Source organism: Thalassotalea piscium, from assembly GCF_030295935.1.
Taxonomy (GTDB): domain Bacteria; phylum Pseudomonadota; class Gammaproteobacteria; order Enterobacterales; family Alteromonadaceae; genus Thalassotalea_B; species Thalassotalea_B piscium.
In genome coordinates this window covers 2,936,934-2,963,110 of record NZ_AP027362.1, presented here as the reverse complement: position 1 = coordinate 2,963,110, position 26,177 = coordinate 2,936,934, and the positions used below count along the sequence as shown (strand labels likewise).

The window sequence follows — 26,177 nt, the reverse complement described above, 5'->3', positions numbered from 1 at the left end:
GGTATTACTCTGGCTCAACAAAAAACTTATTTTGTTGAATAAACTGATCTTCTAACGCATCAAGCATTTCTTCGCTTAACTCAACATTTTCTTGTATAGGTTGAGATATTTTATGCCCTTCATCTGCCCATTCACCTAAGTCAATTAATTGGCATCTTTTACTACAAAAAGGGCGGAATTCACTCTCGGGTAACCATAAAACCTGATTGTTACAGGTTGGACATGAAACTTTTAGTGTCATAATATTACTCTCATAACATTTAAATATTTTTAGATAGCTTGGCGTTTAATCCGACAAGTTAAATTTATTATTTCTATGGGCTTATCGGTAATTGCTCCTGCATTACCCTGCTACCGCCATCCGTGGCGGCAAAGCCCAACCTACAAAAAAATAGATCTGCTAAACAAATGTAGGTCGGCGTTTACGCCGTCAAAGAACGTCAATACTATTGATTAAGTTATCGCTAATTGCTCTTGCATTACCCTACTAAGCCTACTACCGTCATCTTTGGTGGTAAAAGCCAATTTACTTGTAACGAACCTTTACATTACTGCTCGTATTAACTCAGTCTATTAAGTTACTTGCTCGCCCTCATTAACAGCGTGCTAATTCAAAATCAGTAGATTGGCTATAATATCGTTTACCAAGTTGCTCGCATGGTGCCATAAACCGTATTGAATACCTAAACTTATTACCGCTTACTGTTGGATAATAAGGTGCATTGTGTGCAACCCTTATCCGCAGTAATAAAACACCTTCTCCACTATCTTGATAAAAACCACTCTCGGATGAAATAGGCTCAAATAACACGCGTTGGCGTATAAACTTTAAAATTAATGCTAGCGCTTTATCTATTTGGTTGAACAGATTCAACCAACTACTCATGCTTTGTTCAATACTTGTTCCGGGTTGGTTTAACCAAAACTGTAATTGCGGTAGGTCAAAGCTACAATTTCCACCTTGTATCGCGTAGCGTTGCTTCAAACTCATTAAGAACTGGTCGTTTTTAACTTGGCACCACTGCGGGCTTTTTGCCCGTAAATGACAAATGAGCTCTACTACATTTTTTAAATTTTCTTGTAATGCACTATCGTTAATTTCAGGTGATTTAGACCATATAACTAAGTTTTGTTCAAGCTTCTCTAAGTCTTTAATTAAATCACCACGAATATCGTTACGCTCTAAGGTATCAATAATCGAAAACATTGCGTTAAAGTATATGTGATAGCTAACCTTTGCATCTACAGTAATACTTGCTTTTAGCTGAGTAAACATTTGCTCAAGTTTAAGGTAGCTTCTTATACGCTCATTAAGAGGATGTTCATATAAAATATTTTTGATATTATTTAGGGTCTGTTGCTCTATCATTTCACTCTCAGCTATCGGTATTCTTTAAGGTAACAAGGCGGACACTACGCGATGTAATTGTAGTCAGCTCTGACATAATGTGTTGCTATAATTGGAGCAACTATTAAGTGGTAATTTAACGGTGCTAAGCATTTAACCAACTGCACATTACCTCAGGACTTAGTTGCTATCTTTTTAAATGCAACACAATGCCAAAATGAAAGACCATAGGTCACAACCCTAATGGAATTCATCAATATACTAACGAGGGATGGGCTAAATGGCTAATACTTTCACTAAAAAGCTTTTTATTCAGCTATTTTACTATTTTCTAGGTATTTTTGATGTAATAGGCGCACGTTTTCTTCTAATTTAGCTAGATCAGTATCATTATTATTAATAATATCGTCGGCCGCTTGTTGCCGAGAATGTCGTGAAATTTGGCTATTAATAATAGCACGAATCTCTACCTCACTGCTTTTGTCTCGTGTTAGTGTTCTTTTAATTTGTATTTCTTCACTTACATCAACAATTAACACGCGATCAACTAAGTGTTGAAGGTTATTTTCTAAGAGTAACGGTGCTACAAGTAAACAGTAATCACTAGGGGCTTGTTCAAGGGCTTGTATTATATTCTTTCGAATTAGTGGGTGTAATAAGTTATTAAGCCATAACTTATCTTTAGAATTGCTAAATATGCGTGTTCTCAGCTTGGTACGGTCTAATTCACCCGTTGGCAATAAAAAATTTTCACCAAAGTATTCAATAATGAGAGTGAGGGCTTCAGAGCCTTTAACCACAACATCACGGGCGATTATGTCTGCATCTATCACACTAACGCCGTGTTGTTCAAATAGCTTTGAAACCGTTGTTTTACCACTGCCGATCCCGCCACTAAGCCCTACAATATAGTTTGCCATAATTTATAGTCTGTTTTTATATAATAAAGCTTAAATACCACTGCCAAATACCTTCACCCCAAAGTAAGGTTATCCAACCGGCAACAGCTAGGTATGGACCAAATGGAATCGCCTGCTCTCGTTGATGACCTTTAAAAGCCATTAATGATAAGCCAACAATTGCACCAACAAGCGATGCCATTAAAATTAACAAAGGAAGTAATTGCCATCCCATCCAAGCACCAAATACTGCGACAAGTTTAAAGTCGCCATAACCCATGCCTTCTTTACCCGTAATTAATTTAAATAGCCAAAAAATACTATATAAACTCATATAACCGACTGCAGCACCAATTACGGATTGCTCTAATGGTATATATAAACCATTAATATTAACTAAAAGCCCTAACCAAAGTAATGGTAGTGTTATCTGATCGGGCAACAGCATAGTATCAAAATCGATCATGGTTAAAGCGATTAAGCCCCAAGTTAATATTATTAAAAAGAAGGTTTGTTCCGATACGCCATATTGGTAAGCAATTATTACACTAAATAAGGCTGTGGCGGCTTCAATTAATGGATAACGAATTGAAATAGCGTTTTTACACTGGCTACACTTACCTTTAAGTATTAACCAGCTAAGTACTGGAATGTTTTCATAAAACTTAATTGGGTGTCCACAACTAGGGCAGGTTGAATTAGGCTTAGAAAGTGTTAATGGCTTTACGTCTTTTGCCGGAATATCTTTGATTTCGTCAGCTAAAAACTCGCGACACTCCTGATACCATCCAAGTTCTAACATTTTAGGAAAACGATATATAACAACATTAAGGAAGCTACCGATAAGTAACGATAAAATAGCGACAAAGCTGTAAAAATAGGCTGGACTTTGATCAAAGGTGTTAATTAATGTTTCAAACACAGGAATGCCTTAAATGTTAAATGGTTGGTTTGTAAGTTGAACTTTTCCACCAAGGATAGCGGTAGTAGTGCAATGCAGGAGCAATCATTGATAAGCTCATTAAAATTTCCAACTTTTATTTATTTGACGGCATAAATGCCGACCTACATTATCTATTTTTACCTGTTGTTTTGTAGGTTGGGCTTCAGCCCATCGATAATCATTAAACTTAGTGGTATTGACGGCATAAATGCCGACCTACATTATCTATTTTTACCTGTTGTTTTGTAGGTTGGGCTTCAGCCCATCGATAATCATTAAACTTAGTGGTATTGACGGCATAAATGCCGACCTACATTATCTATTTTTACCTGTTGTTTTGTAGGTTGGGCTTCAGCCCATCGATAATCATTAAACTTAGTGGTATTGACGGCATAAATGCCGACCTACATTATCTATTTTTACCTGTTGTTTTGTAAATAGACTTTAAACCACCATACCAATTTGGAATATGGGTAAGTACATCGCTATAATTAATCCGCCAATAACTACACCAAGAACGGCCATTATTAAGGGCTCGAGTAAACTAGTTAACGAGTCTACTGCATCGTCAACTTGTTGCTCATACACGGTAGCAACTTTAGAGAGCATATCGTCGACAGAGCCAGACTCTTCACCAATAGCAACCATTTGAATTACCATATCAGGGAAAATTGCACAGTTACGCATGGCTAAATTCATTTGCATACCAGAGGTAACTTCTGCGCGTATTTCTAAAATAGCATCTCTAAACACTGCATTACCTGAAGCTCCAGCGGCAGACTCTAATGCGTCGGGTAACGGAACACCAGCAGCAAATGTAGTTGATAAGGTACGGGCGTAACGAGCAACGGCTGCTTTTTCTAATAAATCTCCAACTACAGGGAGCTTTAGTATTTGTTTGTCAACACTGTCTCTTAAACTTTGGCTATTACGATGAGCACGTTTAAATAACCAGAAAGATGCAAAAATTGCACCTAAGCCGATATACCAATAAGCTTGCATAAACTCTGATATCGCAAGTACTAATAACGTAAAAGCTGGTAATTCTGCACCGAAACTATCAAAAATTTCTTTAAATACTGGCACCACAAAAATAAGTAAGACCGAGGTAACAATTGCTGCAACCACTAGAACAGCAATAGGATAGGTCATCGCCTTTTTAATTTTTGCTTTTAAAATTTCAGCTTTTTCTTTATAAGTCGCTATTCGATCGTAAATAGTTTCAAGCGAGCCTGATTGCTCGCCCGAGCTAACTAAATCGCAGTATAAATCATCAAAATAGCGTGGGTGTTCGCGCAAACAATCAGATAATGGAATACCCGAAGAGAGTTTATTACCTATATCGGCCATTAATTTTTGTACATTGCCATTGTTATGGCCAGAACCAATCATTTCAATGGTTTGTACTAAAGGTACACCGGCTGAAAGCATGGTTGATATTTGACGTGTTATTAAAGCAATATCCATTGGGGTAATTGCTTTATCGCCACCCATGCCAAATAGTGGTTTTCCTTTCTTTTTAACTTTACCCGGTGTAACGCCTTGTTTTCTTAACTGGGCTTTAAGCTCCTGCAAACTTTTAGCAGAAAGTTCACCGCCTACTTTTTTACCTTTACGGTTAACTCCTTGCCAAATAAAAACGTCAAGCGCTTTTACTGCCGGTGTTTTCATTGCTTTGGAAACTGCCATAACACTTCCTAGTTAGTTATTATTCTACATTTATAGTATCAAACTGGTATCCGTAGGTTTAGCCTTTTGGTAATTATTAAGCTTACTTTTTTGACGGCATAAATGCCGACCTACATTATCTATTTTTCACCTACCATTTTGTAGGTTGGGCTTTGCCGCCACGGATGGCGGTAGTAGGGTAATGCAGGAGCAATTACCGATAAGCCCATCGATAATTATTAAACCTACTATTTTGACGACCTACACTATATTTATTACGTTTTTAACCCTTACGCACTCGTTACACGGTTAATTTCTTCTAAACTTGTCATGCCTTGCATAGCTTTGATTATGCCTGATTGACGCAGATTGTTAAAACCTTCTTTTTGGCACTGTGCAGCAATATCTAGTGAGTTTCCACCTTCCATAATAATACTGGCGACTTCTCCACTTATTTTTATTACTTCATAAATACCTACGCGGCCTTTATAGCCTCCAGTACAATGTTCACAGCCTACCGCTTTAAATAGTTTTACTTCATCGACCTTGTCTTTAGGAAACCCCTGATTAATTAATTCTTGCGCGGGAATTTTTTCTTCTATTTTACATTGTGTACAAAGGCGACGAGCAAGGCGTTGGGCAATAATAATACTCACAGAGCTTGCTACGTTGTATGAAGGCACGCCCATATTTAATAGGCGTGTTAGGGTTTCAGCTGCTGAGTTTGTATGTAAGGTTGATAAAACTAAATGCCCTGTTTGTGCTGCTTTTATTGCGATTTCGGCCGTTTCTAAGTCTCGAATTTCACCTACCATTACAATGTCGGGATCTTGTCGTAAAAAAGATCTTAGTGCGCTTGGAAAAGTTAAACCTGCTCTTACATTAATTTGAACTTGGTTAATACCTTCTAAGTTAATTTCTACTGGATCTTCAGCCGTTGATATATTTCGCTCTTGGGTGTTTAAAATATTTAAGCCAGTATAAAGCGATACCGTTTTACCAGAGCCTGTAGGGCCAGTCACTAATATCATTCCTTGTGGCTGAGCTAATGCGTCCATGTATATTTTCTTTTGCTCAGGGTCGTAACCTAACATGTCGATACCAAGCATTGCGCTTGACGAGTCGAGAATACGCATTACTATTTTTTCACCCCACATAGTGGGCAGGGTACTCACACGAAAGTCGATAGATTTTTTGCGCGATAACGCCAGTTTTATACGCCCATCTTGTGGTACTCGTCGCTCGGCAATATCGAGTTTAGACATTACTTTTAGTCGCGCTGCCATTCTAGAGGCTAAAGCAATAGGGGGTTTTGCCACTTCGGTTAATATACCATCAACGCGAAAGCGAATACGGTAACTTTTTTCATAGGGTTCAAAATGTAAATCAGAGGCGCCTTTTTTAATAGCATCAAGTAAAATTTTATTAATATAAACAACAATCGGGGCATCGTCTTTATCACCCGTAGCACTTGTAGAGTCATCATCATTTTTATCTTCATGAACATCAATGTCTGCTAGTTCATCGGCGTCCATCTCACTAATATCAAGGGCACTGCTTTCGTCTTCTAATACCTTATCAATGCACTTATGTAATTCTTGTTCACTGGCAAGAATAAGTTCTGTGGTATAGCCAGTATTAAATTGTATCTCTTCTAAGGCGTCTAAATTAGTGGGGTCTGACATGGCAACAAAGAGTACTTTACCGCGTAAAAATAGCGGCAGCGCGCCGTGTTTACGCACCAATTTCTCATTACGAACACCCTCGGGCACTAACGTGGTGTCAAATTCAGTTAAGTCGATTACCGGGTAGCCAAAACTTTGAGATAATATAGTGGCGATGGCATTGGCATTATAGTTTTTATCTTCAACTAAAAAGCGGACAAAAGGTTTTTTTTGCTGAATAAAGTCTGCACTGATCTGGTCTACCATTTCAGTAGGAATTAAATTATGCTTTGACAGTGCTGATAGCAAACTGGATTGTTGGTGAAGACCTTTCATAACGCCTTGAATAAACTAAGTTCTCTATAAAACTAGTGTAACCTAAGATTGAATAAAATGGCAAAGTTTCTGTTTTAATGAATAAAAAAAACAATGGGTAAGAGTCTAATCCCTATTGATCGCCTTTGATTTTCTCTGACTCCTTGAGCCAACTTTGATTATTTTCAGGCAATAAAAAAGCCCCTAAAGGAGCTTTCTATTAAGTAAGAAAAGGGATTAATGTATAGCAAATCAACTTACACTTATCCCTTGGGTTTCCTTAACAAAGGTCAGTAGGGTTACAAGCTGTTGTCCAAACGGGAGCCGTACCAGGTGCTTGTGCTGTACTTAAGGTGTATGTTTCTGTACCAGCTAAGCCGCCATATGCAGCAGCAGTTACAACCAAATCACTACCATCCCAAGTTAAAGCTGATACTGCCGGAGCAGCTGTAGCTGATGCAGCTAGTGGTATTCCGTCAGTACCTAAGGTAGCACAACCTGCAGATTTAGTTTGAAAACATACTTCAATTGCAGACTTATAGGCGGATGTAGCTAAAACAACTTCTGTAAAAGTTGCCTTTTTCGTATATGTTTGATAAGCCGGCAACGCAACCGCTGCCAAAATACCGATAATCGCTACAACGATCATCAATTCAATTAGTGTAAAGCCTTTTTGGCCAGTTTTTGCTGTTGCTAAGTTTTGTAAAGTTTTTTTCATAATCAGTACATCCATACTATTAATTACGGGGGCTAAATAGATACTGCGCTAAAACGTTTAAAATGTAAAATATTGTTTCGCTTTTTTTTTAATTATTTTACAAGTCACTAATATTTAAGCACTTATTTTTTTGTAATTGGTTAAAAAATAACATATTCGTTAACCTGTTACTTATAAACTATAACGGCATTTACTAAAAAATCCAATAAAAAACAAAGGTTCTTAGTTCTAGAGCTTTGTATTGAGATAACAAAGTCTTAGATTGCTTTTGTTTTAATTTTTATATTGTACTGCTTTATTTTAATCGCATTGAAAGGTCTATTGCATTAACGTGTTTGGTTAATGCCCCTACTGAAATAAAGTCGACACCTGCTTTAGCATATTGCGTTAAAGTGGCTAAGGTCATATTGCCTGAGGCTTCTAGTTTAGCTTGCCCTTGGGTAATTTTTTCACGCAGCTCAACGGCTTGCTCGATCATCTCTGGGCTAAAATTGTCGAGCATTATAATATCGGCCTTGGCATTTAGTGCTTGAGTTAACTCGTTAATAGACTCTACTTCTACTTCAACTGTTTTATTGCTGTGATTACTTCTAGCCGTTGTTATTGCTTGCTCTATTGAACCACACGCTGCGATATGGTTTTCTTTAATTAAAAAAGCGTCGAATAAGCCAATTCTATGATTTACGCCGCCGCCGCATTTTACTGCATATTTTTGTGCGCTGCGCAGCCCTGGTATTGTTTTTCGGGTATCAAGTAACTTTGTTTTTGTATTTGCTAAACAGGCTACATAATGCTGTGTGGTGGTTGCTGTACCTGAAAGTAGCTGTAAAAAGTTTAATGCACTGCGCTCGCCTGTGAGTAATATGCGTGAATTACCTGATATTTCAAAAAGTGGCGTGTTCGCTTTTACGGTGTCGCCGTCTTCAACAAACCATGTAATAGTTGTTGGTTTAGTTTGTTGGTATGCGTTATCTAGCACTTTAAATACTTGGTTTACCCATTCAACGCCACACACTACGCAGTTTTCACGCGTAATAATGGTAGCTACAGCCATACTGTTTTCTGGAATTAACTCGGCTGTTATATCAAGTTGGCTATTGAGCTGCCCAATTGACGATATACCTAAGTCTTCACACAAGGCGATATTCACTGATTGTTCGATGTCTTTGATAAAAGATGTTGTATGTGATGGCGTTAACATTTAATTACGTTCTCTTAATATTAGTTGTTTACCCGTTTGGCTAAATTCTACTCTTTTTAATGCGCTCATACCCAGTAGAATTTCATCAGACTTCATTCCAGGGTTAATATGCGCGTCGACATTATAAAGGTAAATATTACCAATGCTAAGCTGATCTATGCGGGTGTGGTAAATTCGTACTTGGCCGTTAGCGGTATTTGCAATACCTTGACCTGAAGTTGTTAAGTGCAGCTGGTCGGCGATATGTGCAGGAATAGACACTTGTGTAGCGCCGGTATCAAGTAAAAAGGTAACAGGAACTTCGTGAATAGTGCCAGATGACACATAGTGACCTTGGCGATTTTGCTGCAATATTACTTCAGCATTGCCTTGTGCATTCAATGAGTATTGTGGGCGACTATTTGGGTTTATTTGTTGCTCTAGTGCCGACTGAAAGAAAAAAACGAGTAGAGCAAGCACAACTATCCATGCGAGCCAGATAAAATATTTACCAAGTTTTGCGGTAGGGTCACTATTGCTCATGATTCTCTTATTTGTTGATTACTCTTTTTAGTTAACGGATTACCGCTACATTTTAACCACTGAAAAACTACAGATAAAGTAGGGTGCTTAGCTAAAAACAGTAATAGTTATATAGTAAGGATGTTGCTATTTCAGTTTATAGCAGTGACTAAAATAAAAAATTAACAGATCCTAGCTTATCGTTCTGGGTCTATTGTATTATGATTTTACTGATAAATCAGATGAAATAATGAATTATTGTTTTGATTAATACTATAAACACGTCTACACACAACAATTTAGCGGCTAGTTTTAACATAGTTAATGGTTGGTTGAGTGAAGCTAAAAAAATAGCATCGCCTTATTGTGATGCAAGACCTGAGCAGGAGAAGGTCTCGTTGTTAGTGGTGCATAATATATCATTGCCCCCAGGCGAGTTTGGTGGCAGCTATATTACTGATTTATTCTTAGGTCGACTTGATGGCAGTGCGCACCCTTATTTTTCTTCTATATATACACTGAAGGTTTCAGCACATTGTTTAATACAGCGTGACGGGGCAATTATTCAGTATGTATCGTTTAATGATCGCGCGTGGCATGCTGGTGTTTCTCAATTTAAAGACAGAGAAAAATGCAATGATTTTTCTATTGGCATTGAGCTAGAAGGTACTGATGCAATTCCTTATACTGATGCACAGTATCAGCAGCTTAGTAAATTAACAAAGGTAATAACGAATACTTATCCTGATATTTGTGAGAATATTGTTGGGCATTGTGATATTGCACCAGGGCGAAAAACTGATCCGGGTGATATTTTTGATTGGCGTTACTTCCGGTCATTACTGAACCAATTAGGTTAATTGATATATCTTTTAAGGGAATGTTATGAGTTTAATCAGCTTATTGATTGCACTAGGCGCAGAGCGTCATTTGTCTTCACCTATATGGCAGTTTAATTTTTATTATCAGCATTATCTAAGGTTGTTTAATCGCATCTCATGGATTAATTCAAGCAAGAGCAGCGCAAGCGATAATGATGGTGAAACAGCAACAAGCTCAGTTATTGCTAATACGTTGTTTATCGCTATACCTGTGGTTGCTTGTTATTTGATTATAGAGGCCCTTGATAATAGCTTGCTCTATTTGATCGTTTCTACCTTAGTCTTAATTGTTTGTTTTGGATGTATTCAAACACGTAACTGTTACAAACAATATTTATTAGCTGCATTTAGAGGTGAACCAACCACTTGTGAGCTTCATCATTTACAGTTGCTACAAGATAAAAACTTAATGGATATGGGTTTTGGGCAAAGTTTAGTGTGGTTAAATTACCGATACTTTATTGCGATTATGATCTTTTTTGTTTTATTTGGCGCCCCAGGAGCGTTAGCTTATCGATTATTGACTAAAATTACTGAACAAAACAATACAGCAGTTGAAAGTGATGATATTGGCTCAGACCTTAATAAAGATGTAGCGGCTGATATTCAGCGCTCTGAATTACCGCATGCGCATAATCAAGCGATCAGTGTATTTAGTCAAAAAATACTCTTTTGGCTTGACTGGTTACCCGTAAGAGCTGTTGCTTTTTGTTATATGCTAGTAGGACATTTTTCTAAAGCTATGCCAGTTTGGTTAGATGATGTTTTTAATATAGAAAAATTACCTCATGTGCTTTTAGTCGATGTGGCTGAAGCATCAGAAGACTTTATGATTGAGCAAGGAGATTGTACTGCAGAACCTTGTTTATTAGTGCGTTTAGCTAAACGAACCTTGTTATTATGCTTAGCTGTTATTGCACTGCTAATATTGACAGGTGTATTGAGTTAATTTGTTTTGTAGATTGGGTTTTACAGCTAAGGGTAGCGGTAGTAGTAGGTTTGGTCGGATGATGTAAGAGCAATTGCCGATAAGTGCATTAATAGTATTGACGTTTTTGACGGCGTAAACGCCGACCTACATTTATTTAGCTGAACTGTTTATGGTCGGGCGGCTTTGCCGCTAAGGGCAGTGCTAGTAGTAGGTTTGGTCGGATGATGTAAGAGCAATTACCGATAAGTGCATTGATAATATTTACGTTTTTGACGGCGTAAACGCCGACCTACATTTATTTAGCTGAACTGTTTATGGTCGGGGGGCTTTACCGCTAAGGATAGCGGTAGTAGTAGGTTTGGTCGGATGATGTAAGAGCAATTACCGATAAGTGTATTAATAGTATTGACGTTTTTGACGGCGTAAACGCCGACCTACATTTATTTAGCTGAACTGTTTATGGTCGAGGGGCTTTACCGCTAAGGATAGCGGTAGTAGTAGGTTTAGTCGGATGATGTAAGAGCAATTACCGATAAATGCATTGATAATATTGATGTTTTTGACGGCGTAAACGCCGACCTACATTTATTTAGCTGAACTGTTTATGGTCGAGGGGCTTTATCGCTAAGGATAGCGGTAGTAATAGGTTTAGTCGGATGATGTAAGAGCAGTTACCGATAAGTGTATTGATAGTATTGGCGTTTTTGACGGCGTAAACGCCGACCTACATTTATGTAAATGCCGACCTACAATACCTCTCTTTTTGTTGATATATCACAATGTTTCTGTTGAAAATTCCACCATTTGAACTATGTTGTATTTACAATACGATATAAATTTGTTATTTTTTACATCAAATTTACCATTGGTAATACCAATTTACCTTTGCTTTGTTGTTTGTGTTAGCCATTTTGTGTTCTGTAATTATAAGTACTTATGACATTAAAAAATATTAAACAGCCTTTGAAACAAGCCAAGCTTTCTGATGTGATTTTATCGCAGCTTGAAGAGATGATTTTGGACGGTGGTTTAGTGGCAGGTCAAAAGCTACCACCGGAACGAGAGCTGGCTGTTCAGTTTAATGTGTCTCGCCCTTCTTTGCGTGAAGCCATTCAAAAACTTGAAGCAAAAGGTTTGGTTAACCGTCGCCAAGGTGGTGGCACTTTTGTTTGCGACAATATTTTAGCTGGCTTTGCCGATCCTCTTTTCAATTTGATGTCGCAAAATTATGAATCTCAATTTGATCTCCTTGAATTTCGTCATGGTATTGAAGGTATGTCTGCATATTATGCTGCTATGCGCGGTACACAAGAAGATTTTGACGAAATACAACTAAGGCATGAGGCGATTGGTAACGCCCAGTTAGATAATGACTACAAAGAAGAAGCGGTAGCCGTTTTTGAATTTTATTTAGCGATATGTGCAGCTTCTCACAACGGCGTTATTTTGCATTTAGCGCGCAGTATGGCGGCATTATTAATTGATAATATTGAACAAAACTTAACCATTTTAGCGCAGCGACCCGATATATTCGCAAAAATAGCTGATTACCGTACCAGATTAATGACTGCTATTTTGAGTGGTCAACCGCAAAAAGCGTGGGGTGCAAGTCATCGTCATCTCGCATTTATTGAAGAAGTCTTGCTGAATATAACGCAAGAGCAAAGTCGCATGCAGCGTTCAATGCGCCGTATGCATAAAATTTAACAGGTAAGCGAATAATAAGCATTGATAGCTAAAGTTAACTATCAATTAATTTATAGCAACTATATATAACTAAAGATATGGAGACTAAGTAAACATTATGTCTGAGCTCCCAAATATTGATATTGATTCATTAGAAACCCAAGAGTGGTTAGAGTCGATGGAAGCCGTTTTGGAAAATGAAGGTCCTGAACGCGCACATTATTTATTAGAAAAGTTAATTGACCATGCTCGTCGTAGCGGTACTCATTTACCTTTCGATGCGACTACTGCTTATGTGAATACTATACCGCCAGGGCAAGAACCTCACATGCCGGGCGACTTAACCATTGAAGCGCGTATTCGTGCAGCAATTCGTTGGAACGCGCTAATGTTAGTATTACGTGCTTCTAAAAAAGATTTAGATCTTGGTGGTCATATTGGTAGTTTTGCCTCATCTGCAATGTTGTACGATGTGGGTTTTAACCATTTCTTTAAAGCTGCATCACCAGAAGATGGTGGCGACTTTATTTTTGCACAAGGTCATATTTCACCGGGTATTTATGCACGCGCCTTTATGGAAGGACGTTTTACTGAAGAACAAATGAATAATTTCCGTCAAGAAGTTGATGGAAAAGGGTTATCTTCTTACCCACATCCACACTTGATGCAAGACTTTTGGCAATTTCCAACCGTATCTATGGGTCTTGGCCCATTACAAGCTATTTATACGGCACGCTTCTTAAAGTATTTAACCGACCGAGGCATTAAAGACTGCTCGGGGCAACGAGTATATGCCTTTCTTGGAGACGGCGAAACTGATGAGCCAGAATCATTAGGTGCTATTGGTTTAGCTGCGCGTGAAGGCCTAGATAACTTAACCTTTATTGTAAACTGTAATTTACAGCGCTTAGATGGACCAGTACGTGGTAATGGTAAAATTATACAAGAACTTGAAGGCTCATTCCGTGGCGCTGGTTGGGAAGTAACTAAGGTTATTTGGGGAAGTTATTGGGATCCATTAATTGCTCGTGATACTTCAGGTAAATTATTGCAGTTAATGAATGAAACCGTTGATGGTGAATATCAAAACTGTAAAGCGAAAGGTGGCAAGTACACTCGCGAAAAATTCTTTAATAAATACCCTGAAACAGCGGCTATGGTTGCTAATATGTCAGACGATGATATTTGGCGTTTAAACCGTGGTGGTCATGATCCAATTAAAGTGTATGCAGCTTATGATAAAGCGATTAAAACAAAAGGACGTCCGACCGTTATTTTAGCTAAAACTGTTAAAGGTTATGGTTTAGGCTCAGCAGGTGAAGGCCTTAACATTGCGCATAATGTTAAAAAAATGGATGTTGAATCAGTTAAATATTTCCGTGATCGTTTTAATATGCCAATTAGCGATGACAAAATTGCTGATCTCCCTTATTACAAGTTTCCGGAAGACAGTGCTGAATTTAAATATATGAAAGCACGCCGAGAAGCGTTAGGTGGCTCTTTACCTGCGCGACGTAAGCAAGCTGATGAAAGTTTAGAAATCCCACCGTTAAAAGTGTTTGATGCGGTATTAAAAGGCTCTGGTGATCGTGAAGTTTCTTCTACCATGACCTTTGTTCGTATACTTAATAGTTTATTAAAAGATAAGAAAATTGGTAAGCGCATTGTGCCAATTATTCCTGATGAAGCACGTACTTTTGGTATGGAAGGTTTATTTCGTCAAGTAGGTATTTATGCCAGTGAAGGGCAAAAATATATTCCTCAAGATTCTGATCAAGTAGCTTACTACCGTGAAGATATAAAGGGGCAAGTGTTACAAGAGGGTATTAATGAATTAGGTGCTATGGCTTCATGGGTAGCATCGGGAACGTCTTATTCAACCTGTAACGCAACCACTATTCCGTTTTATATCTATTATTCAATGTTTGGTTTTCAACGTGTTGGAGACTTAGCATGGGCAGCGGGTGACAGTCAGGCTCGTGGTTTCTTACTAGGTGCAACGGCAGGTAGAACAACACTTAACGGAGAAGGTTTACAGCATCAAGATGGTCATTCGCATGTACAAGGCGGCTTAATTCCTAATTGTATTACTTATGACCCAACTTACGGCTATGAAGTTGCAGTGATTATTCGTGACGGCTTGCGTCGTATGTATGAAGAAAATGAAAATATTTTCTATTACTTAACATTAATGAATGAAAACTATCAGCACCCTGCAATGCCTGAAGATAAAGATATTGCAGATAAAATTATTAAAGGTATTTATAAGCTAGAAACAGTTAAAGCGAAAAAGCCAGTAGCTAACGTGCAATTATTAGGTTCAGGCACAATATTGCTGCAAGTGAGAGAAGCTGCAAAAATTCTAGCGAATGATTATAAAGTGTCGAGTGATGTTTACTCGGTCACCTCGTTTAATGAATTGGCTCGTGAAGGCCAAGAAGTAACTCGTCAGAATATGTTAAACCCTGAAGCTAAACAAAAGGTTGCGTATGTAGGACAAGTTATTACTAAAGAGAAGGGACCTGCGATTGCAGCAACTGATTATATCAAAGCTTACTCTGATCAAATTCGTGCGTTTATTGATACCGAATACCGTTGCTTAGGCACTGATGGTTTTGGCCGAAGTGATAGCCGTGAGAACTTGCGTCGTCACTTTGAAGTAAACCCTGCTTATATTGTTGTAGCGTCATTATTTGAATTAGCTAATCGCGGTGATATTGAGCGAAGCGTTGTTAGTGAAGCGATTAAACGCTTTGATATCGACACTAAAAAACTTAATCCACTTTACGCTTAACTGAGACTGGAGAATTAACATGTCAGATATTCAACAAATTCTAGTCCCTGATGTAGGCGGCGATGAAGTTGAAGTAATTGAAATTTGTTTTGCTGTTGGCGATACACTTGAAGCAGATGAAGGTATTGTTACTGTTGAAACCGATAAAGCCTCAATGGATATTCCTGCTCCAATGGCAGGAGAACTCGTTGCAATTAAAGTTGCTGTTGGCGACAAGATTAAAGAAGGTGACTTAATTGCCGAAATGAAAGCTGCAGGTGGATCAACAACTGATGCTAACAGTGCAACCGAGGAAAAAGCTGAAGAGTCAGCTGAGCAAGTTCAAGCACCTGCTGAAAGTGAGAAGGTAGCTGAAACTAAAGAAGATGCGCCAGTTGCAACTGGAAATAGCGAAGTAATTGAAATTTCTGTGCCCGATATTGGGGCTGATGGTGAAGTTGATGTTATTGATGTATTAGTAGCTGTAGGTGATGAAATTGCAGTTGAAGATGGTTTGATCACTTTAGAAACTGATAAAGCAACAATGGATGTGCCTTCATCTCATGCCGGTATTGTTAAAGAAGTATTAGTTGCTACGGGAGACAAGGTCAAACAAGGCTCACTTGTTATTAAACTTGAAACTAACAGTGGCGCACCTGCTGCGATTGAGCAACCTGAAGCGGTGGCAGAAACGGCTGAACCTGAAGTCAGTGCAGAAAGTACTTCTACGGCTCCGCAAAAGTCTGCACCTGTGCCGCATCATCCTCAGGCAGGTTCATTTAAAGAGTCTAAAACTATTTATACATCTCCGTCTATTCGTCGTATAGCGCGTGAATTTGGTGTGGATTTAACCTTGGTTAAAGGCTCAGGTCCAAAAGGAAGAATTCTTAAAGAAGACGTGCAGTCTTATGTTAAATATGAACTATCTCGCCCTAAAGCTAATGCCGGTAGTAGCGTAGCTGCTGGCGAAGGTGGTTTACAAGTGGTAAGTGCTAAAACTATTGATTTTGCTAAATTTGGTGAAATTGAAACGAAGCCATTATCACGTATACAGAAGGTATCTGGTCCATTTTTACATCGCAATTGGGTGACAATTCCACATGTTACACAATTTGACGAAGCCGACATTACTAATGTAGAAGCATTTCGTAAAGAGCAGAATATAGTATGCGAGAAGCAAAAGCTGGGTTTTAAAATTACACCATTAGTTTTTGTATTAAAAGCCGCTGCAGATGCACTTAGAGCTTTTCCTACGTTTAATTCAAGCCTGAATGAAGACGGTGAAAGTTTAGTGTTGAAAAAATATATTCATATTGGTGTTGCCGTAGATACACCTAACGGGTTAGTTGTGCCAGTAGTTCGAGATGTTGATAAAAAAGGTATTTATGAACTGTCTAAAGAGCTATTAGAGATCAGCATTAAAGCGCGTGAAGGTAAGCTCAAAGCAATAGATATGCAAGGTGGTTGCTTTACTATTTCTAGTTTAGGAGGCATTGGCGGAACAGCGTTTACGCCTATTGTTAATGCACCAGAAGTAGCTATTTTAGGTGTGTCAAAATCTGAGATTAAACCTAAGTGGAATGGTAAAGAGTTTGAACCTAAATTAATGCTCCCATTGTCGATGTCTTATGATCATAGAGTTATTGATGGTGCGCTTGCAGCTCGCTTTACCGTACACTTGGCCGGAGTGATGAGTGATATTCGTAAGCTTATTCTATAAAAGTTTATGAGAACTGCTTAAATAAGTAGCAGGAATGTGATTAATGCAATTGGTCACATTTTGCTACTTTGCTTTTAAAAAGCTCGATTAATGATGGCGATTTTCATCGATTTTCAGTACACTTCGAGCCAGAAATACAATAATTTATTATTACTTGTTGCGATTAAATAAACTAAACGGAACAAGTTACCAAACAACAAGCAATTTTGAGGTTAGCATGAGTAACGATATTAAAACTCAAGTAGTAGTTTTAGGAGCAGGCCCTGGCGGTTATTCAGCAGCATTTCGTGCGGCTGATTTAGGCCTAGATGTAGTATTAGTAGAAAGTCGCGCAACATTAGGTGGCGTATGTTTAAACGTGGGTTGTATCCCATCAAAAGCTTTGCTTCATGTGGCCAAGGTTATTGATGATGCAGCGGCTATGGCATCTCATGGGGTTACTTTTGGTAAGCCGAAAATTGATTTAGATAAAATTCGTGGTTGGAAAGAAGACGTGATTGGCCAATTAACCACAGGTTTAAATGGCATGGCTAAAGCGCGTAAAGTAAAAACAGTAACAGGCTTTGGTAAGTTTACCTCAGATAAAACTTTAGCAGTTGAAGGCCCAGAAGGTAATAGTACTATTACTTTCGACAATGCAATTATTGCATGTGGTTCTTCTGTAATCGACTTACCTTTTATTCCTAAAGATGACCCGCGGGTAATTGATTCTACTGGTGCTTTGGAATTGGAAGATGTGCCAGGTGAAATGCTAGTACTTGGTGGCGGTATCATTGGCTTAGAAATGGGCACTGTATATTCAGCGCTTGGTTCTAATGTGTCAGTGGTAGAGTTTGCAGACCAATTAGTACCTGCTGCAGATAAAGATATTGTTAAAATTTATACCAACTACAACAAGAAAAAGTTCAACATTATGTTGTCTACTAAAGTTGTGGCAGTTGATGCTAAAGATGACGGCTTGTACGTTACATTTGAAGGTAAAAAAGCACCAGCTGAGCAAGTGCGTTATGACAAAATATTAGTTGCTGTTGGCCGTAAACCAAATGGCCATTTAGTTGCAGCAGATAAAGCAGGTGTAAATGTAGATGAGCGTGGTTTTATCAACGTTTCTAACGAATTACGCACTAACGTAAGTAATATATTTGCTATTGGTGATGTTGTAGGGCAGCCAATGCTAGCTCATAAAGCCGCACACGAAGGTCACGTAGCTGCTGAAGTTATCGCTGGTAAAAAACATGTATTTGATCCTCGCTGCATTCCTTCAATTGCATATACAGATCCAGAAATGGCTTGGGTTGGTGTTACAGAGCGTGAAGCTAAAGAACAAGGCTTAAATATCGAAGTGGCTAACTTCCCGTGGGCTGCTTCTGGTCGCGCTATTGCTTCAGCACGCACTGAAGGTAAAACTAAGATGATCTTTGAAAAAGAAACGGGTCGTGTGCTTGGTGGTGCTATTGTAGGTATCAACGCTGGCGAAATGCTTGGCGAAATTTGTTTAGCTGTTGAAATGGGGGCTGATGCAGAAGATGTTGCGTTAACCATTCATGCTCACCCAACGTTAAATGAGTCAATTGGTATGGCCGCTGAAATATTTGAAGGCTCTATTACTGACTTACCTAATGCAAAAGCAGCTAAAAAGAAAAAATAAATACTTTTTAGCAAAGATCAACACGCGCTAATCGTAAAATTATTAAAGCCAGCATTTATGTTGGCTTTTTTTTTCGGATAAAGTATATCATTTGCAGAAATTGTCTTTGTTTATTGTTATTCTTAGTATAGATAGTAAACATTCTATGAGTTATACCAATTGAAAAAAGTCGTACTTTATAGCAGTAATAACTGCTCTCATTGTGATAAAGCTAAAGCGTTTTTAGCGCAACATAACGTTACTTTTCGTTTATGTAATGTAAAAACACCTGCCGGACAAAAGGAGCTGGCGAAAGCAGGCTTTCGGTCAATACCCGTGATTAAGGTAGCAGATGAATATATTGTTGGATACAATGAAAAACAGTTAAAAAAGCTATTAGCACTTTCTTAGTGATAATTTAGTGAGAATTTAATGAGTTTAATAAAAAGAAAGAGAGTACTTTTATTAGGGCTAGTTTATTTATGCTTTTCTTTATTCGCTATAGCAAGCGATGATTTAAGCTCTAAAGACTTTGAACGGGGACTATTTAAAGAACCTTTTCAAGTGTACCAACAACTTCTTCTACAAACTCCTGACAAGTTAAATAAAGACGCTTACCTATGGTGGCTTTTACGTAAAGCACAAGCCGAACACTTATTGTACTTGTACGATGAATTCGAAGTTTCCATTAATAATGCCCTTAATTATATTGATGAAACTACTCCTTTATTAATACAAAGCCGCTTTAACTTATTTCAAGGCGTTGTATACCGAAATAAAGGTGAATATAATAAAGCGCTTGAATATTTAGCTAGTGCGCTTGAGCAAGCTAAACGAGGTGGCTATGAAGCACCTTATATTCAAGCTAAATTAGAGAATGCATTCACTCAAGGTGTTGCTGAGTTATTTGAAGTGTCATTAACTGACATGCAAGAAGCTTATGTAAAAGCTTATGGCTTAAATGATCAGTTTTTAATCGCCTTTATTAATGAAACCTATGGCGCTATTTATGGCTATATGTTCGATTACGACAAGTCTATTCAGTACTATAGTAAAGCTCTTGAAAGTTATGAGCAACTTGGTTACAAAGCGCATATTGCCGAAGCCGTTTATGGCCTAGCAACAACCTATCGCTACTGGAAAAAGTATGATTTAGCAATTACCTACTTTGAACGTTATCGTGAAATTTCTACTTATACTCCCAATGAAGAAATTAGTTTCTATGCGGCATATGGCTTAGGAATGACGCTTGCTGAAAAGGGGAGTTGTGATAAAGCTTTAGAGGTTATTGATTTAGCGTTAGCTAAAAAGGGGGTGATTGATTACAACAGCGAACTTTTGAAAAACAAAGCGATTTGCCTAATACAGCTTGACCGTGTGGAAGAAGCTGAAAATGCCTTAAATAAAGCTAATCGGTTATTTGAATCTATGCCTGATTTAATGGGAACAACATGGCAACTTGAAACCTTGAAAATAGCAAGCCAAATTGCTAAGTCTAAAAAAGAATATGAACTAAGCTATCAGCTGCTAGATGAATATTATCAAAAATATACCGAGGTATTATTAAAAAACTCGACCGATCGATTATTCAAAGTTAGAGCTGATATGGAGCTTAAACGACAAGATGTTGAAAAGTCGTTAGCATTGCAACGCAATAAAATTGAGTCATTAAAAGAAGAGTCGTTAGAGCATAAACATACTCAGCAACAATACATTGTTATTTTTCTTTTGATGATTATCGTGGTTATTATTACTGTGATTGTTATTCAGCGACGTAACAATAATAAAATGCAACTGTTAGCCATAACTGATCCGCTGTCAGGGCTTTATAATCGTCGCTATATCTTTAATTACTTGGATAAAACCTTAGCAGGTATGTCTGCGCAGAAAGGGGCTTTATCAGTAATGTTAATAGACATTGATAACTTCAAAGAAATAAACGATAAATATGGCCACCCTACAGGGGATTATGTTATTCAAAAAATAGCAGAAATAGGGCAAGAAATATTGCGTACCGGCGATGTTATGTCGCGTATAGGTGGTGAGGAGTTTTTATGCGTGCTACCAAGAGCAACTGAACAACAAGCAAAAGAAGTAGCTGAGCGCTTATTAAAGGCAATAGCAGAATTTCAATTTCAGTATAAAAATAATGATCCTATTCATCTTACCGTCAGTATTGGTATATCAAGTTTTAGTGAAAGCAGTCAGAGTTACGATATTATCTACTCTCAAGCTGATAAAGCGCTTTATCAGGCTAAAGCTAAAGGCAAAAATTGTATTGTTTTGCATTAATATACACCAATTTAATTCATAGGTGAGTTGATATTGTTTGGCTGATGGGGTCGAGCAGAATTAGCGTTAATAGGTTGTTAGCGCAATGAAGGACTTTTTTTGAGTAATACCTCACTAGACAATTTAGCCATAAAGGCTATTGAACTTCTCCAATGTTTTCTTGGTAAGAAGCAGCTTACGGCCCATATTCATTTTGAATTAGAAGGCTGCGTTCGCTCAAACACTAAAAAAACAGTAACAATCGATTTTGCGCAAATAAATAAAGCGATTTCCGCCCTCGGTATTGAAGGGGAACTGGTCCCAGAATACTGGCGAAATCAGTGGGAGTTTGTGTCTATTTTTGCAGGGCAATCTCCGTTAAAAGAAGCGCATAACTTAACTAAAATTATGTATATTCTCCCTAGGCTGTTTAGGCAACAAGGAATTGAACACGTGCTAATAAACCCTGTTATTTGGGGGGGAGATCAAGCAGAGCTGTTACTAGGTAGTAAAAATATTTTTCAAGGGTTGAATAAATCAATTCATATTCCTAATGCTATACAAATTAATGTAAGTATTAGTGATGCAAATGGTAATAACCTTATCGCAACCACTGCTTTAGGTGAGTATTTGCAACAATGCTTTATTAATACCAGCTTTGATTGTGCTTTATTATTTTTACCGGAGCATGATGCCTTTGAGCGATTAAAACTTAAAAGTGACTATGGTTTGAATGATGAATTATGCTCGCCAATTGATATTTCAGGCGGACATCAAGGCAGTATTGCTTTGTATCGAAAATACGGTAAACATAATCAAACTTTGGGTGAAGATGTGTTAATTGTGAACCATTTAAGTGAACCACTCGTAAAACAAGTTAACTGGGAAAAAACTGCACGTATCGAGCATCGATTGGGTGCGGCAAGTTTGCAATATAATGCCTACGTTAATGTGGTTTTTACCTTGTTAAATGTGGTTGATGCCGTTAAAGCATTTGAAGAAAACAATAGGTTTGTAGCGCCTTTAAACGCCTTAACTAAACCACTACCTTTATCCTTGTACGATGAAGGGCGAGTGTTAGGGGCGTATAGTTTATTCAAAAAGGCGCTTTGGTTTGAACAGCGTTTAAATGAAATTGAACATATAATGTTAGCAGGCAGCGCATGCCTGCCTGAGAAAATTGGTAGTAAAATTAAAAATACCATTTTAGATAAGTACTGTAATAAAAAAATTGTGTTTAGCACTAGGACAGATGGCAACTAATGAATAAAAATACTCAAGCTAAAACACCTTGGCTGACAGGGACTTGTGTTGATGAAAAAAAATCAGAACTAAAGCGATATTTTCAAAATACGTGGCAAACTTATGAAAGCTTATTTTCGTTAATCAATAATGATGAAGCTTATTATCTAAGACCTGAATCACTTCGTCACCCTTTAATTTTTTATTTTGGGCACACTGCAACGTTTTATATTAATAAGTTGATTTTAGGTAAATATATTAAGCAACGTGTGAATCACTCGCTTGAAGCTATTTGTGCTGTAGGTGTTGATGAAATGAGCTGGGATGATTTAGACAGCCGTCATTACAACTGGCCTACAGTGGAGGAGGTTAAAGCTTATCGACAGCAAGTGTATGCGTTAGTTAACCAGCTAATTGATACTATGGAGTTGTCGTTACCTATTACTCAAGACTCGTTAGCATGGGTAATATTAATGGGCTGTGAGCACGAGAGAATTCACTTAGAAACCTCTTCAGTAATTATGCGCATGCTTGATCTCGCTCATTTAACACCAGATTGTGCATGGCAAGCGTGCCAAGATTTTGATAAAGCCCCAAAAAATAAGCTGGTACCTGTTGCGGGTAAATCATTTTCTTTAGGTAAAAAAGCTGAAGATTTAACTTACGGCTGGGATAATGAATATGGTGAGCTACCGGTAGAAGTTGAAGACTTTCAAGTTGGGCAATATTTGGTATCAAACCAAGAATACCTAACCTTTATTGAAGCTGGCGGTTACCAAAATTTAAAGTGTTGGACGGAAGAAGGACAACAATGGTTGGCGTATAGTAAGGTATTAATGCCTCGCTTTTGGCGCAAAAAAGGCGATCAATATTTTCAGCGAAACTTACTTGAAGAAGTGCCATTACCATTAAATTGGCCTGTTGAAATTAACTACCTAGAAGCAAAGGCATTTTGTAATTGGAAAGCATCAATAACTCAGCAAAATGTTCGGTTACCTACAGAAGCCGAATGGATGGTAATGCGAGATTTAATTGAACAAGACTTAACTACTTGGCAGCAAGCACCGGGTAATACTAATCTTGAATATTTTGCTTCCTCTTGCCCTGTTGATAAATTTGAACACAGTGGGGTTTATGACATATTGGGAAATGTATGGCAGTGGACTGAGTCAAGCATTGATGGTTTTAATCAATTTACTGTTCATCCGCTATATGATGACTTTTCTACACCAACCTTTGATGGTAAGCATAACTTAATTAAAGGCGGATCATGGATCTCTACCGGTAACGAAGCAATAAAGTCTTCTCGTTATGCCTTTAGGCGTCACTTTTATCAACATGCAGGCTTTCGTTACGTGGTGTCAAAAAATGCTGAGGTACCATTAACTGCAGTAAACCCTTATGAAACATCGTTAGATATTTGCCAAAAAATTGCCCAAGAGTACGACCTTGTTAATCGCTATGCACCACAATTAGCTACTTTAATTAATCAATCGATCGACAAAGTGGGAATACCTAAAGCACGATTACTGAATTTAGGCTGTGGCGTTGGTCGACTAGCATTTGAATTAGGGCCATGTTTTGAGCAAATAGATGCGATTGATTTTTCGGCTCAAACCATTCAACACGCAGTGCGATTACAGCAACAAAAAGATGTGCGCTACATAACGGTTAATGAAGGTGAACTTGTCGACTATCATCAAATTAACTTATCTGATTTTAAGCTCTCGAAGCAGGTTGATAATATTTTATTTAGTCAAGGCGATGCGAGTAACCTCAAGCAGAAGTTTACAGACTACAATATTATTGTAATTGATCAAGTACTTGAAAATAGTTATCAACCTAAACAGGTATTGGCTAATGTGATAGAGCGACTTTTACCTCATAGTTTACTCATTGTGGCCAGTAGTTATTGTTTTAATGAGTTAAACACTGCAAAAGAAAGCTGGCTTGGTGGTGTTAAAGTTAATGGTGAAAATGTAACGGGATTCGATGGTCTGCATAATCAGCTTGCAGCGCACTTTACATTAATTGATCAACAAGCCTTAACAACGATAAATAAAATTAACTTACGACAATTTTTGACAACATCAATTGATGTAACTGTTTGGATGAAAGGCGAATAATGAATGAGCTAACAACATTTGATTTGCCTACACATATTGCTTATAGCCAATCAATAACTGCCAATATAACGATAAACTTGAGTCACTCATGTGCACAAGCCATGTCGTTAGCAGATCTTGTTCAGCTCTCCCCAGTCGATTTTACAAACATTAATCTTGAGTATGCATCATTGCGTGGTAGCGAAGAATTAAGACTCGCTATTTGTCGTTATTACCAGCAGTATAGCCAATCAGTTCTGTCAAAAAGTAACAGTTTATCACCAGACGATGTAGTAACGTTTTGCGGTGGGCAGGAAGCTTTAGCTGCTATCTATCAAACTGTTTTAAAACCAGGTGATGAAATAGTGGTGTTTACCCCCTGTTATCCTTCTTTAATATCCATGGCTGAGCAAATGGGTTGCAGTGTTAATATTGTTGAGCTTAATCAAGCTAATGCATGGCAGTTTAGTATTGATGAGGTTGAGTCCTTGATGTCAGCAAAAACAAAGCTACTAGTACTAAATTCACCGCATAACCCAACCGGCGGTGTAATAGACACTAATCTGAGTAAGCAATTACTTGCATTAGCGATTAAGTACCAATGCTATTTAATTGCAGATGAAGTAGCGCAAGCGTCTAATTATTATCAACTTCCATTAACTAATGACTATCTTAGTTATGATAAAGCTATCTCTGTCGGCGTAATGTCAAAGAGTCTTGGCTTAGCTGGGGTCAGAATTGGATGGGTAGTGAGTAAAAACCAAGCGTGGTTATCACAACTTATTGCCGTAAAAGCGACAGGTTCAATTTGTATTTCGGCGATTGACCAAGCACTAGCGATATGCGCGTTAATGCATAGTAATGAAATTATCGATAATAATAATCGGTTAATTTTAAAAAATATTGATTTGGTTAAACATTTTATTAATGAATACAATCATCTTTTTGAATGGGTTGAGCCTAAAGCAGGGATGCTCGCGCTAGTAAAGTATTTAGGTAGTGAAGGAGTGGAGGTCTTAAGCGCAAATATGGCAAATAACTATGGTGTGTTAATTTTACCAAGTAAATTGTTTGGCTTATCTGGAAATTTTTTTCGCTTAGGTTTAGGACAAAATAACTTATCTACAGGCCTTGGTGCGCTTAAAGACTATTGTACTGACTTCAAACCCACTTAATGTACTCTTAACACTGACTGTTTTGGGGACATTAAGTTGGTTTGAACATACCTAGCTATGCTAGGTAATAATAACAGTTACTTATTAAAGCGCTAACTCTATGACCATCTGTTTTAATTCATCTTTAGAAATTGAGTTACTATGGTTTTTGTCGAAGCGATGAAAAATTGTTTCACACATGCGAATGCCTTTGTCTTGTAATAAACAATCAATTAATTCAACAAACTCTCTGCGGTTAATGACACCGTCTTTGTCTACGTCGAAAACCTCAAATAACTCATCTACCCACTGATTAATTTCCATTGCGCTACTCCTGCGTGAATACTTCTATATAGACTCTATCGTTAATTTAATGATTTGTGAATGATTAAAAACGGATCTTGTCGTTTATTGTGTATGTGTGATTAAAATTGATGCAAATTCAGCGTATTAAGCGAAATTATTATCTCTAAGTTTGTCTTTTATTTTGTTAATTTACATTAATTTAAAAATTATTGTAATAAATTTGT

Annotated in this window: 21 protein-coding genes; 11 read left to right on the top strand and 10 right to left on the bottom strand. The window is 37.8% G+C overall.

All coding sequences use genetic code 11. The annotated features are described in order from the left end of the window. Positions 1–4 precede the first annotated feature (4 nt). The 9 genes from yacG to QUD79_RS12995 all read right to left on the bottom strand — a co-directional run bounded on the left by yacG (position 5) and on the right by QUD79_RS12995 (position 9,278). Positions 5–241 carry a DNA gyrase inhibitor YacG gene (yacG, locus tag QUD79_RS13035; protein ID WP_184421357.1) on the bottom strand — a complete coding sequence of 79 codons (237 nt, stop codon included), beginning with the start codon at positions 239–241 and terminating at the stop codon, positions 5–7. A 354-nt stretch (positions 242–595) separates the two neighbouring features. Then, on the bottom strand, positions 596–1,369 hold the full coding sequence (gene zapD / locus QUD79_RS13030; protein ID WP_221435103.1) for a cell division protein ZapD: 774 nt from the start codon (positions 1,367–1,369) through the stop codon (positions 596–598). 287 nt (positions 1,370–1,656) lie between these two features. Further along, on the bottom strand, positions 1,657–2,268 hold the full coding sequence (gene coaE / locus QUD79_RS13025; protein WP_184421360.1) for a dephospho-CoA kinase: 612 nt from the start codon (positions 2,266–2,268) through the stop codon (positions 1,657–1,659). Positions 2,269–2,284: 16 nt separating this feature from the next. After that, on the bottom strand, positions 2,285–3,169 hold the full coding sequence (locus QUD79_RS13020) for a prepilin peptidase (protein WP_286288564.1): 885 nt from the start codon (positions 3,167–3,169) through the stop codon (positions 2,285–2,287). A gap of 465 nt (positions 3,170–3,634) precedes the next feature. Beyond that, positions 3,635–4,879: a type II secretion system F family protein gene (locus QUD79_RS13015; protein WP_184421363.1), complete on the bottom strand. Its 1,245-nt coding sequence runs from the start codon at positions 4,877–4,879 to the stop codon at positions 3,635–3,637. A 269-nt stretch (positions 4,880–5,148) separates the two neighbouring features. Then, positions 5,149–6,858, bottom strand: coding sequence for a type IV-A pilus assembly ATPase PilB (gene pilB, locus QUD79_RS13010; RefSeq protein ID WP_184421364.1), 1,710 nt, complete (start codon positions 6,856–6,858; stop codon positions 5,149–5,151). A gap of 259 nt (positions 6,859–7,117) precedes the next feature. Next, positions 7,118–7,555 carry a pilin gene (locus tag QUD79_RS13005; protein WP_184421366.1) on the bottom strand — a complete coding sequence of 146 codons (438 nt, stop codon included), beginning with the start codon at positions 7,553–7,555 and terminating at the stop codon, positions 7,118–7,120. Between the two features lie 295 nt (positions 7,556–7,850). Next, positions 7,851–8,756 carry a carboxylating nicotinate-nucleotide diphosphorylase gene (nadC, locus tag QUD79_RS13000; protein ID WP_184421368.1) on the bottom strand — a complete coding sequence of 302 codons (906 nt, stop codon included), beginning with the start codon at positions 8,754–8,756 and terminating at the stop codon, positions 7,851–7,853. Beyond that, positions 8,757–9,278, bottom strand: coding sequence for a retropepsin-like aspartic protease family protein (locus tag QUD79_RS12995; protein ID WP_184421371.1), 522 nt, complete (start codon positions 9,276–9,278; stop codon positions 8,757–8,759). Positions 9,279–9,574: 296 nt separating this feature from the next. On the opposite strand from QUD79_RS12995, the gene ampD reads away from it, so the two are divergent. From ampD to QUD79_RS12940, 11 genes are all read left to right on the top strand, one after another. After that, positions 9,575–10,117 (top strand): 1,6-anhydro-N-acetylmuramyl-L-alanine amidase AmpD, encoded by a 543-nt coding sequence (gene ampD / locus QUD79_RS12990; protein WP_184421865.1) that lies wholly within the window; start codon positions 9,575–9,577, stop codon positions 10,115–10,117. A 25-nt stretch (positions 10,118–10,142) separates the two neighbouring features. Further along, on the top strand, positions 10,143–11,087 hold the full coding sequence (ampE, locus tag QUD79_RS12985; RefSeq protein ID WP_184421375.1) for a regulatory signaling modulator protein AmpE: 945 nt from the start codon (positions 10,143–10,145) through the stop codon (positions 11,085–11,087). A 933-nt stretch (positions 11,088–12,020) separates the two neighbouring features. Beyond that, positions 12,021–12,776 (top strand): pyruvate dehydrogenase complex transcriptional repressor PdhR, encoded by a 756-nt coding sequence (pdhR, locus tag QUD79_RS12980; RefSeq protein WP_385958420.1) that lies wholly within the window; start codon positions 12,021–12,023, stop codon positions 12,774–12,776. Between the two features lie 97 nt (positions 12,777–12,873). Beyond that, the gene (gene aceE / locus QUD79_RS12975; RefSeq protein ID WP_184421381.1) at positions 12,874–15,549 is read left to right on the top strand and encodes a pyruvate dehydrogenase (acetyl-transferring), homodimeric type; all 2,676 of its coding nucleotides are present in this window, start codon (positions 12,874–12,876) and stop codon (positions 15,547–15,549) included. A 19-nt stretch (positions 15,550–15,568) separates the two neighbouring features. Then, a complete protein-coding gene (gene aceF / locus QUD79_RS12970) occupies positions 15,569–17,248 on the top strand; it encodes a dihydrolipoyllysine-residue acetyltransferase (protein ID WP_184421384.1) in 1,680 nt (559 codons plus the stop codon). Positions 17,249–17,465: 217 nt separating this feature from the next. Further along, positions 17,466–18,896 carry a dihydrolipoyl dehydrogenase gene (gene lpdA, locus QUD79_RS12965; RefSeq protein WP_184421387.1) on the top strand — a complete coding sequence of 477 codons (1,431 nt, stop codon included), beginning with the start codon at positions 17,466–17,468 and terminating at the stop codon, positions 18,894–18,896. A gap of 159 nt (positions 18,897–19,055) precedes the next feature. Beyond that, positions 19,056–19,286, top strand: coding sequence for a glutaredoxin family protein (locus QUD79_RS12960; protein WP_184421390.1), 231 nt, complete (start codon positions 19,056–19,058; stop codon positions 19,284–19,286). Between the two features lie 21 nt (positions 19,287–19,307). Then, on the top strand, positions 19,308–21,167 hold the full coding sequence (locus tag QUD79_RS12955) for a tetratricopeptide repeat-containing diguanylate cyclase (RefSeq protein WP_184421393.1): 1,860 nt from the start codon (positions 19,308–19,310) through the stop codon (positions 21,165–21,167). Between the two features lie 99 nt (positions 21,168–21,266). Then, positions 21,267–22,409, top strand: coding sequence for a hypothetical protein (locus tag QUD79_RS12950; RefSeq protein ID WP_184421396.1), 1,143 nt, complete (start codon positions 21,267–21,269; stop codon positions 22,407–22,409). Next, positions 22,409–24,514 carry a 5-histidylcysteine sulfoxide synthase gene (gene ovoA / locus QUD79_RS12945; protein WP_184421398.1) on the top strand — a complete coding sequence of 702 codons (2,106 nt, stop codon included), beginning with the start codon at positions 22,409–22,411 and terminating at the stop codon, positions 24,512–24,514. The genes QUD79_RS12950 and ovoA overlap by 1 nt, the downstream gene beginning before the upstream one ends. After that, the gene (locus QUD79_RS12940) at positions 24,514–25,668 is read left to right on the top strand and encodes a pyridoxal phosphate-dependent aminotransferase (RefSeq protein ID WP_184421402.1); all 1,155 of its coding nucleotides are present in this window, start codon (positions 24,514–24,516) and stop codon (positions 25,666–25,668) included. The genes ovoA and QUD79_RS12940 overlap by 1 nt, the downstream gene beginning before the upstream one ends. 84 nt (positions 25,669–25,752) lie before the next feature. Here QUD79_RS12940 and QUD79_RS12935 read toward each other — a convergent pair whose 3' ends face one another. Next, positions 25,753–25,971, bottom strand: a complete 219-nt coding sequence (locus QUD79_RS12935; RefSeq protein WP_184421405.1) for an EF-hand domain-containing protein — start codon at positions 25,969–25,971, stop codon at positions 25,753–25,755. Positions 25,972–26,177: the final 206 nt, after the last annotated feature.

Excerpts from the sequence above, each read along its gene's own strand:
- yacG (WP_184421357.1), bottom strand. The coding sequence starts at position 241 with ATGACACTAAAAGTTTCATGTCCAACCTGTAACAATCAGGTTTTATGG.
- zapD (WP_221435103.1), bottom strand. The coding sequence starts at position 1,369 with ATGATAGAGCAACAGACCCTAAATAATATCAAAAATATTTTATATGAA.
- coaE (WP_184421360.1), bottom strand. The coding sequence starts at position 2,268 with ATGGCAAACTATATTGTAGGGCTTAGTGGCGGGATCGGCAGTGGTAAA.
- QUD79_RS13015 (WP_184421363.1), bottom strand. The coding sequence starts at position 4,879 with ATGGCAGTTTCCAAAGCAATGAAAACACCGGCAGTAAAAGCGCTTGAC.
- pilB (WP_184421364.1), bottom strand. The coding sequence starts at position 6,858 with ATGAAAGGTCTTCACCAACAATCCAGTTTGCTATCAGCACTGTCAAAG.
- QUD79_RS13005 (WP_184421366.1), bottom strand. The coding sequence starts at position 7,555 with ATGAAAAAAACTTTACAAAACTTAGCAACAGCAAAAACTGGCCAAAAA.
- nadC (WP_184421368.1), bottom strand. The coding sequence starts at position 8,756 with ATGTTAACGCCATCACATACAACATCTTTTATCAAAGACATCGAACAA.
- QUD79_RS12995 (WP_184421371.1), bottom strand. The coding sequence starts at position 9,278 with ATGAGCAATAGTGACCCTACCGCAAAACTTGGTAAATATTTTATCTGG.
- ampE (WP_184421375.1), top strand. The coding sequence starts at position 10,143 with ATGAGTTTAATCAGCTTATTGATTGCACTAGGCGCAGAGCGTCATTTG.
- aceE (WP_184421381.1), top strand. The coding sequence starts at position 12,874 with ATGTCTGAGCTCCCAAATATTGATATTGATTCATTAGAAACCCAAGAG.
- aceF (WP_184421384.1), top strand. The coding sequence starts at position 15,569 with ATGTCAGATATTCAACAAATTCTAGTCCCTGATGTAGGCGGCGATGAA.
- lpdA (WP_184421387.1), top strand. The coding sequence starts at position 17,466 with ATGAGTAACGATATTAAAACTCAAGTAGTAGTTTTAGGAGCAGGCCCT.
- QUD79_RS12955 (WP_184421393.1), top strand. The coding sequence starts at position 19,308 with ATGAGTTTAATAAAAAGAAAGAGAGTACTTTTATTAGGGCTAGTTTAT.
- ovoA (WP_184421398.1), top strand. The coding sequence starts at position 22,409 with ATGAATAAAAATACTCAAGCTAAAACACCTTGGCTGACAGGGACTTGT.
- QUD79_RS12940 (WP_184421402.1), top strand. The coding sequence starts at position 24,514 with ATGAATGAGCTAACAACATTTGATTTGCCTACACATATTGCTTATAGC.
- QUD79_RS12935 (WP_184421405.1), bottom strand. The coding sequence starts at position 25,971 with ATGGAAATTAATCAGTGGGTAGATGAGTTATTTGAGGTTTTCGACGTA.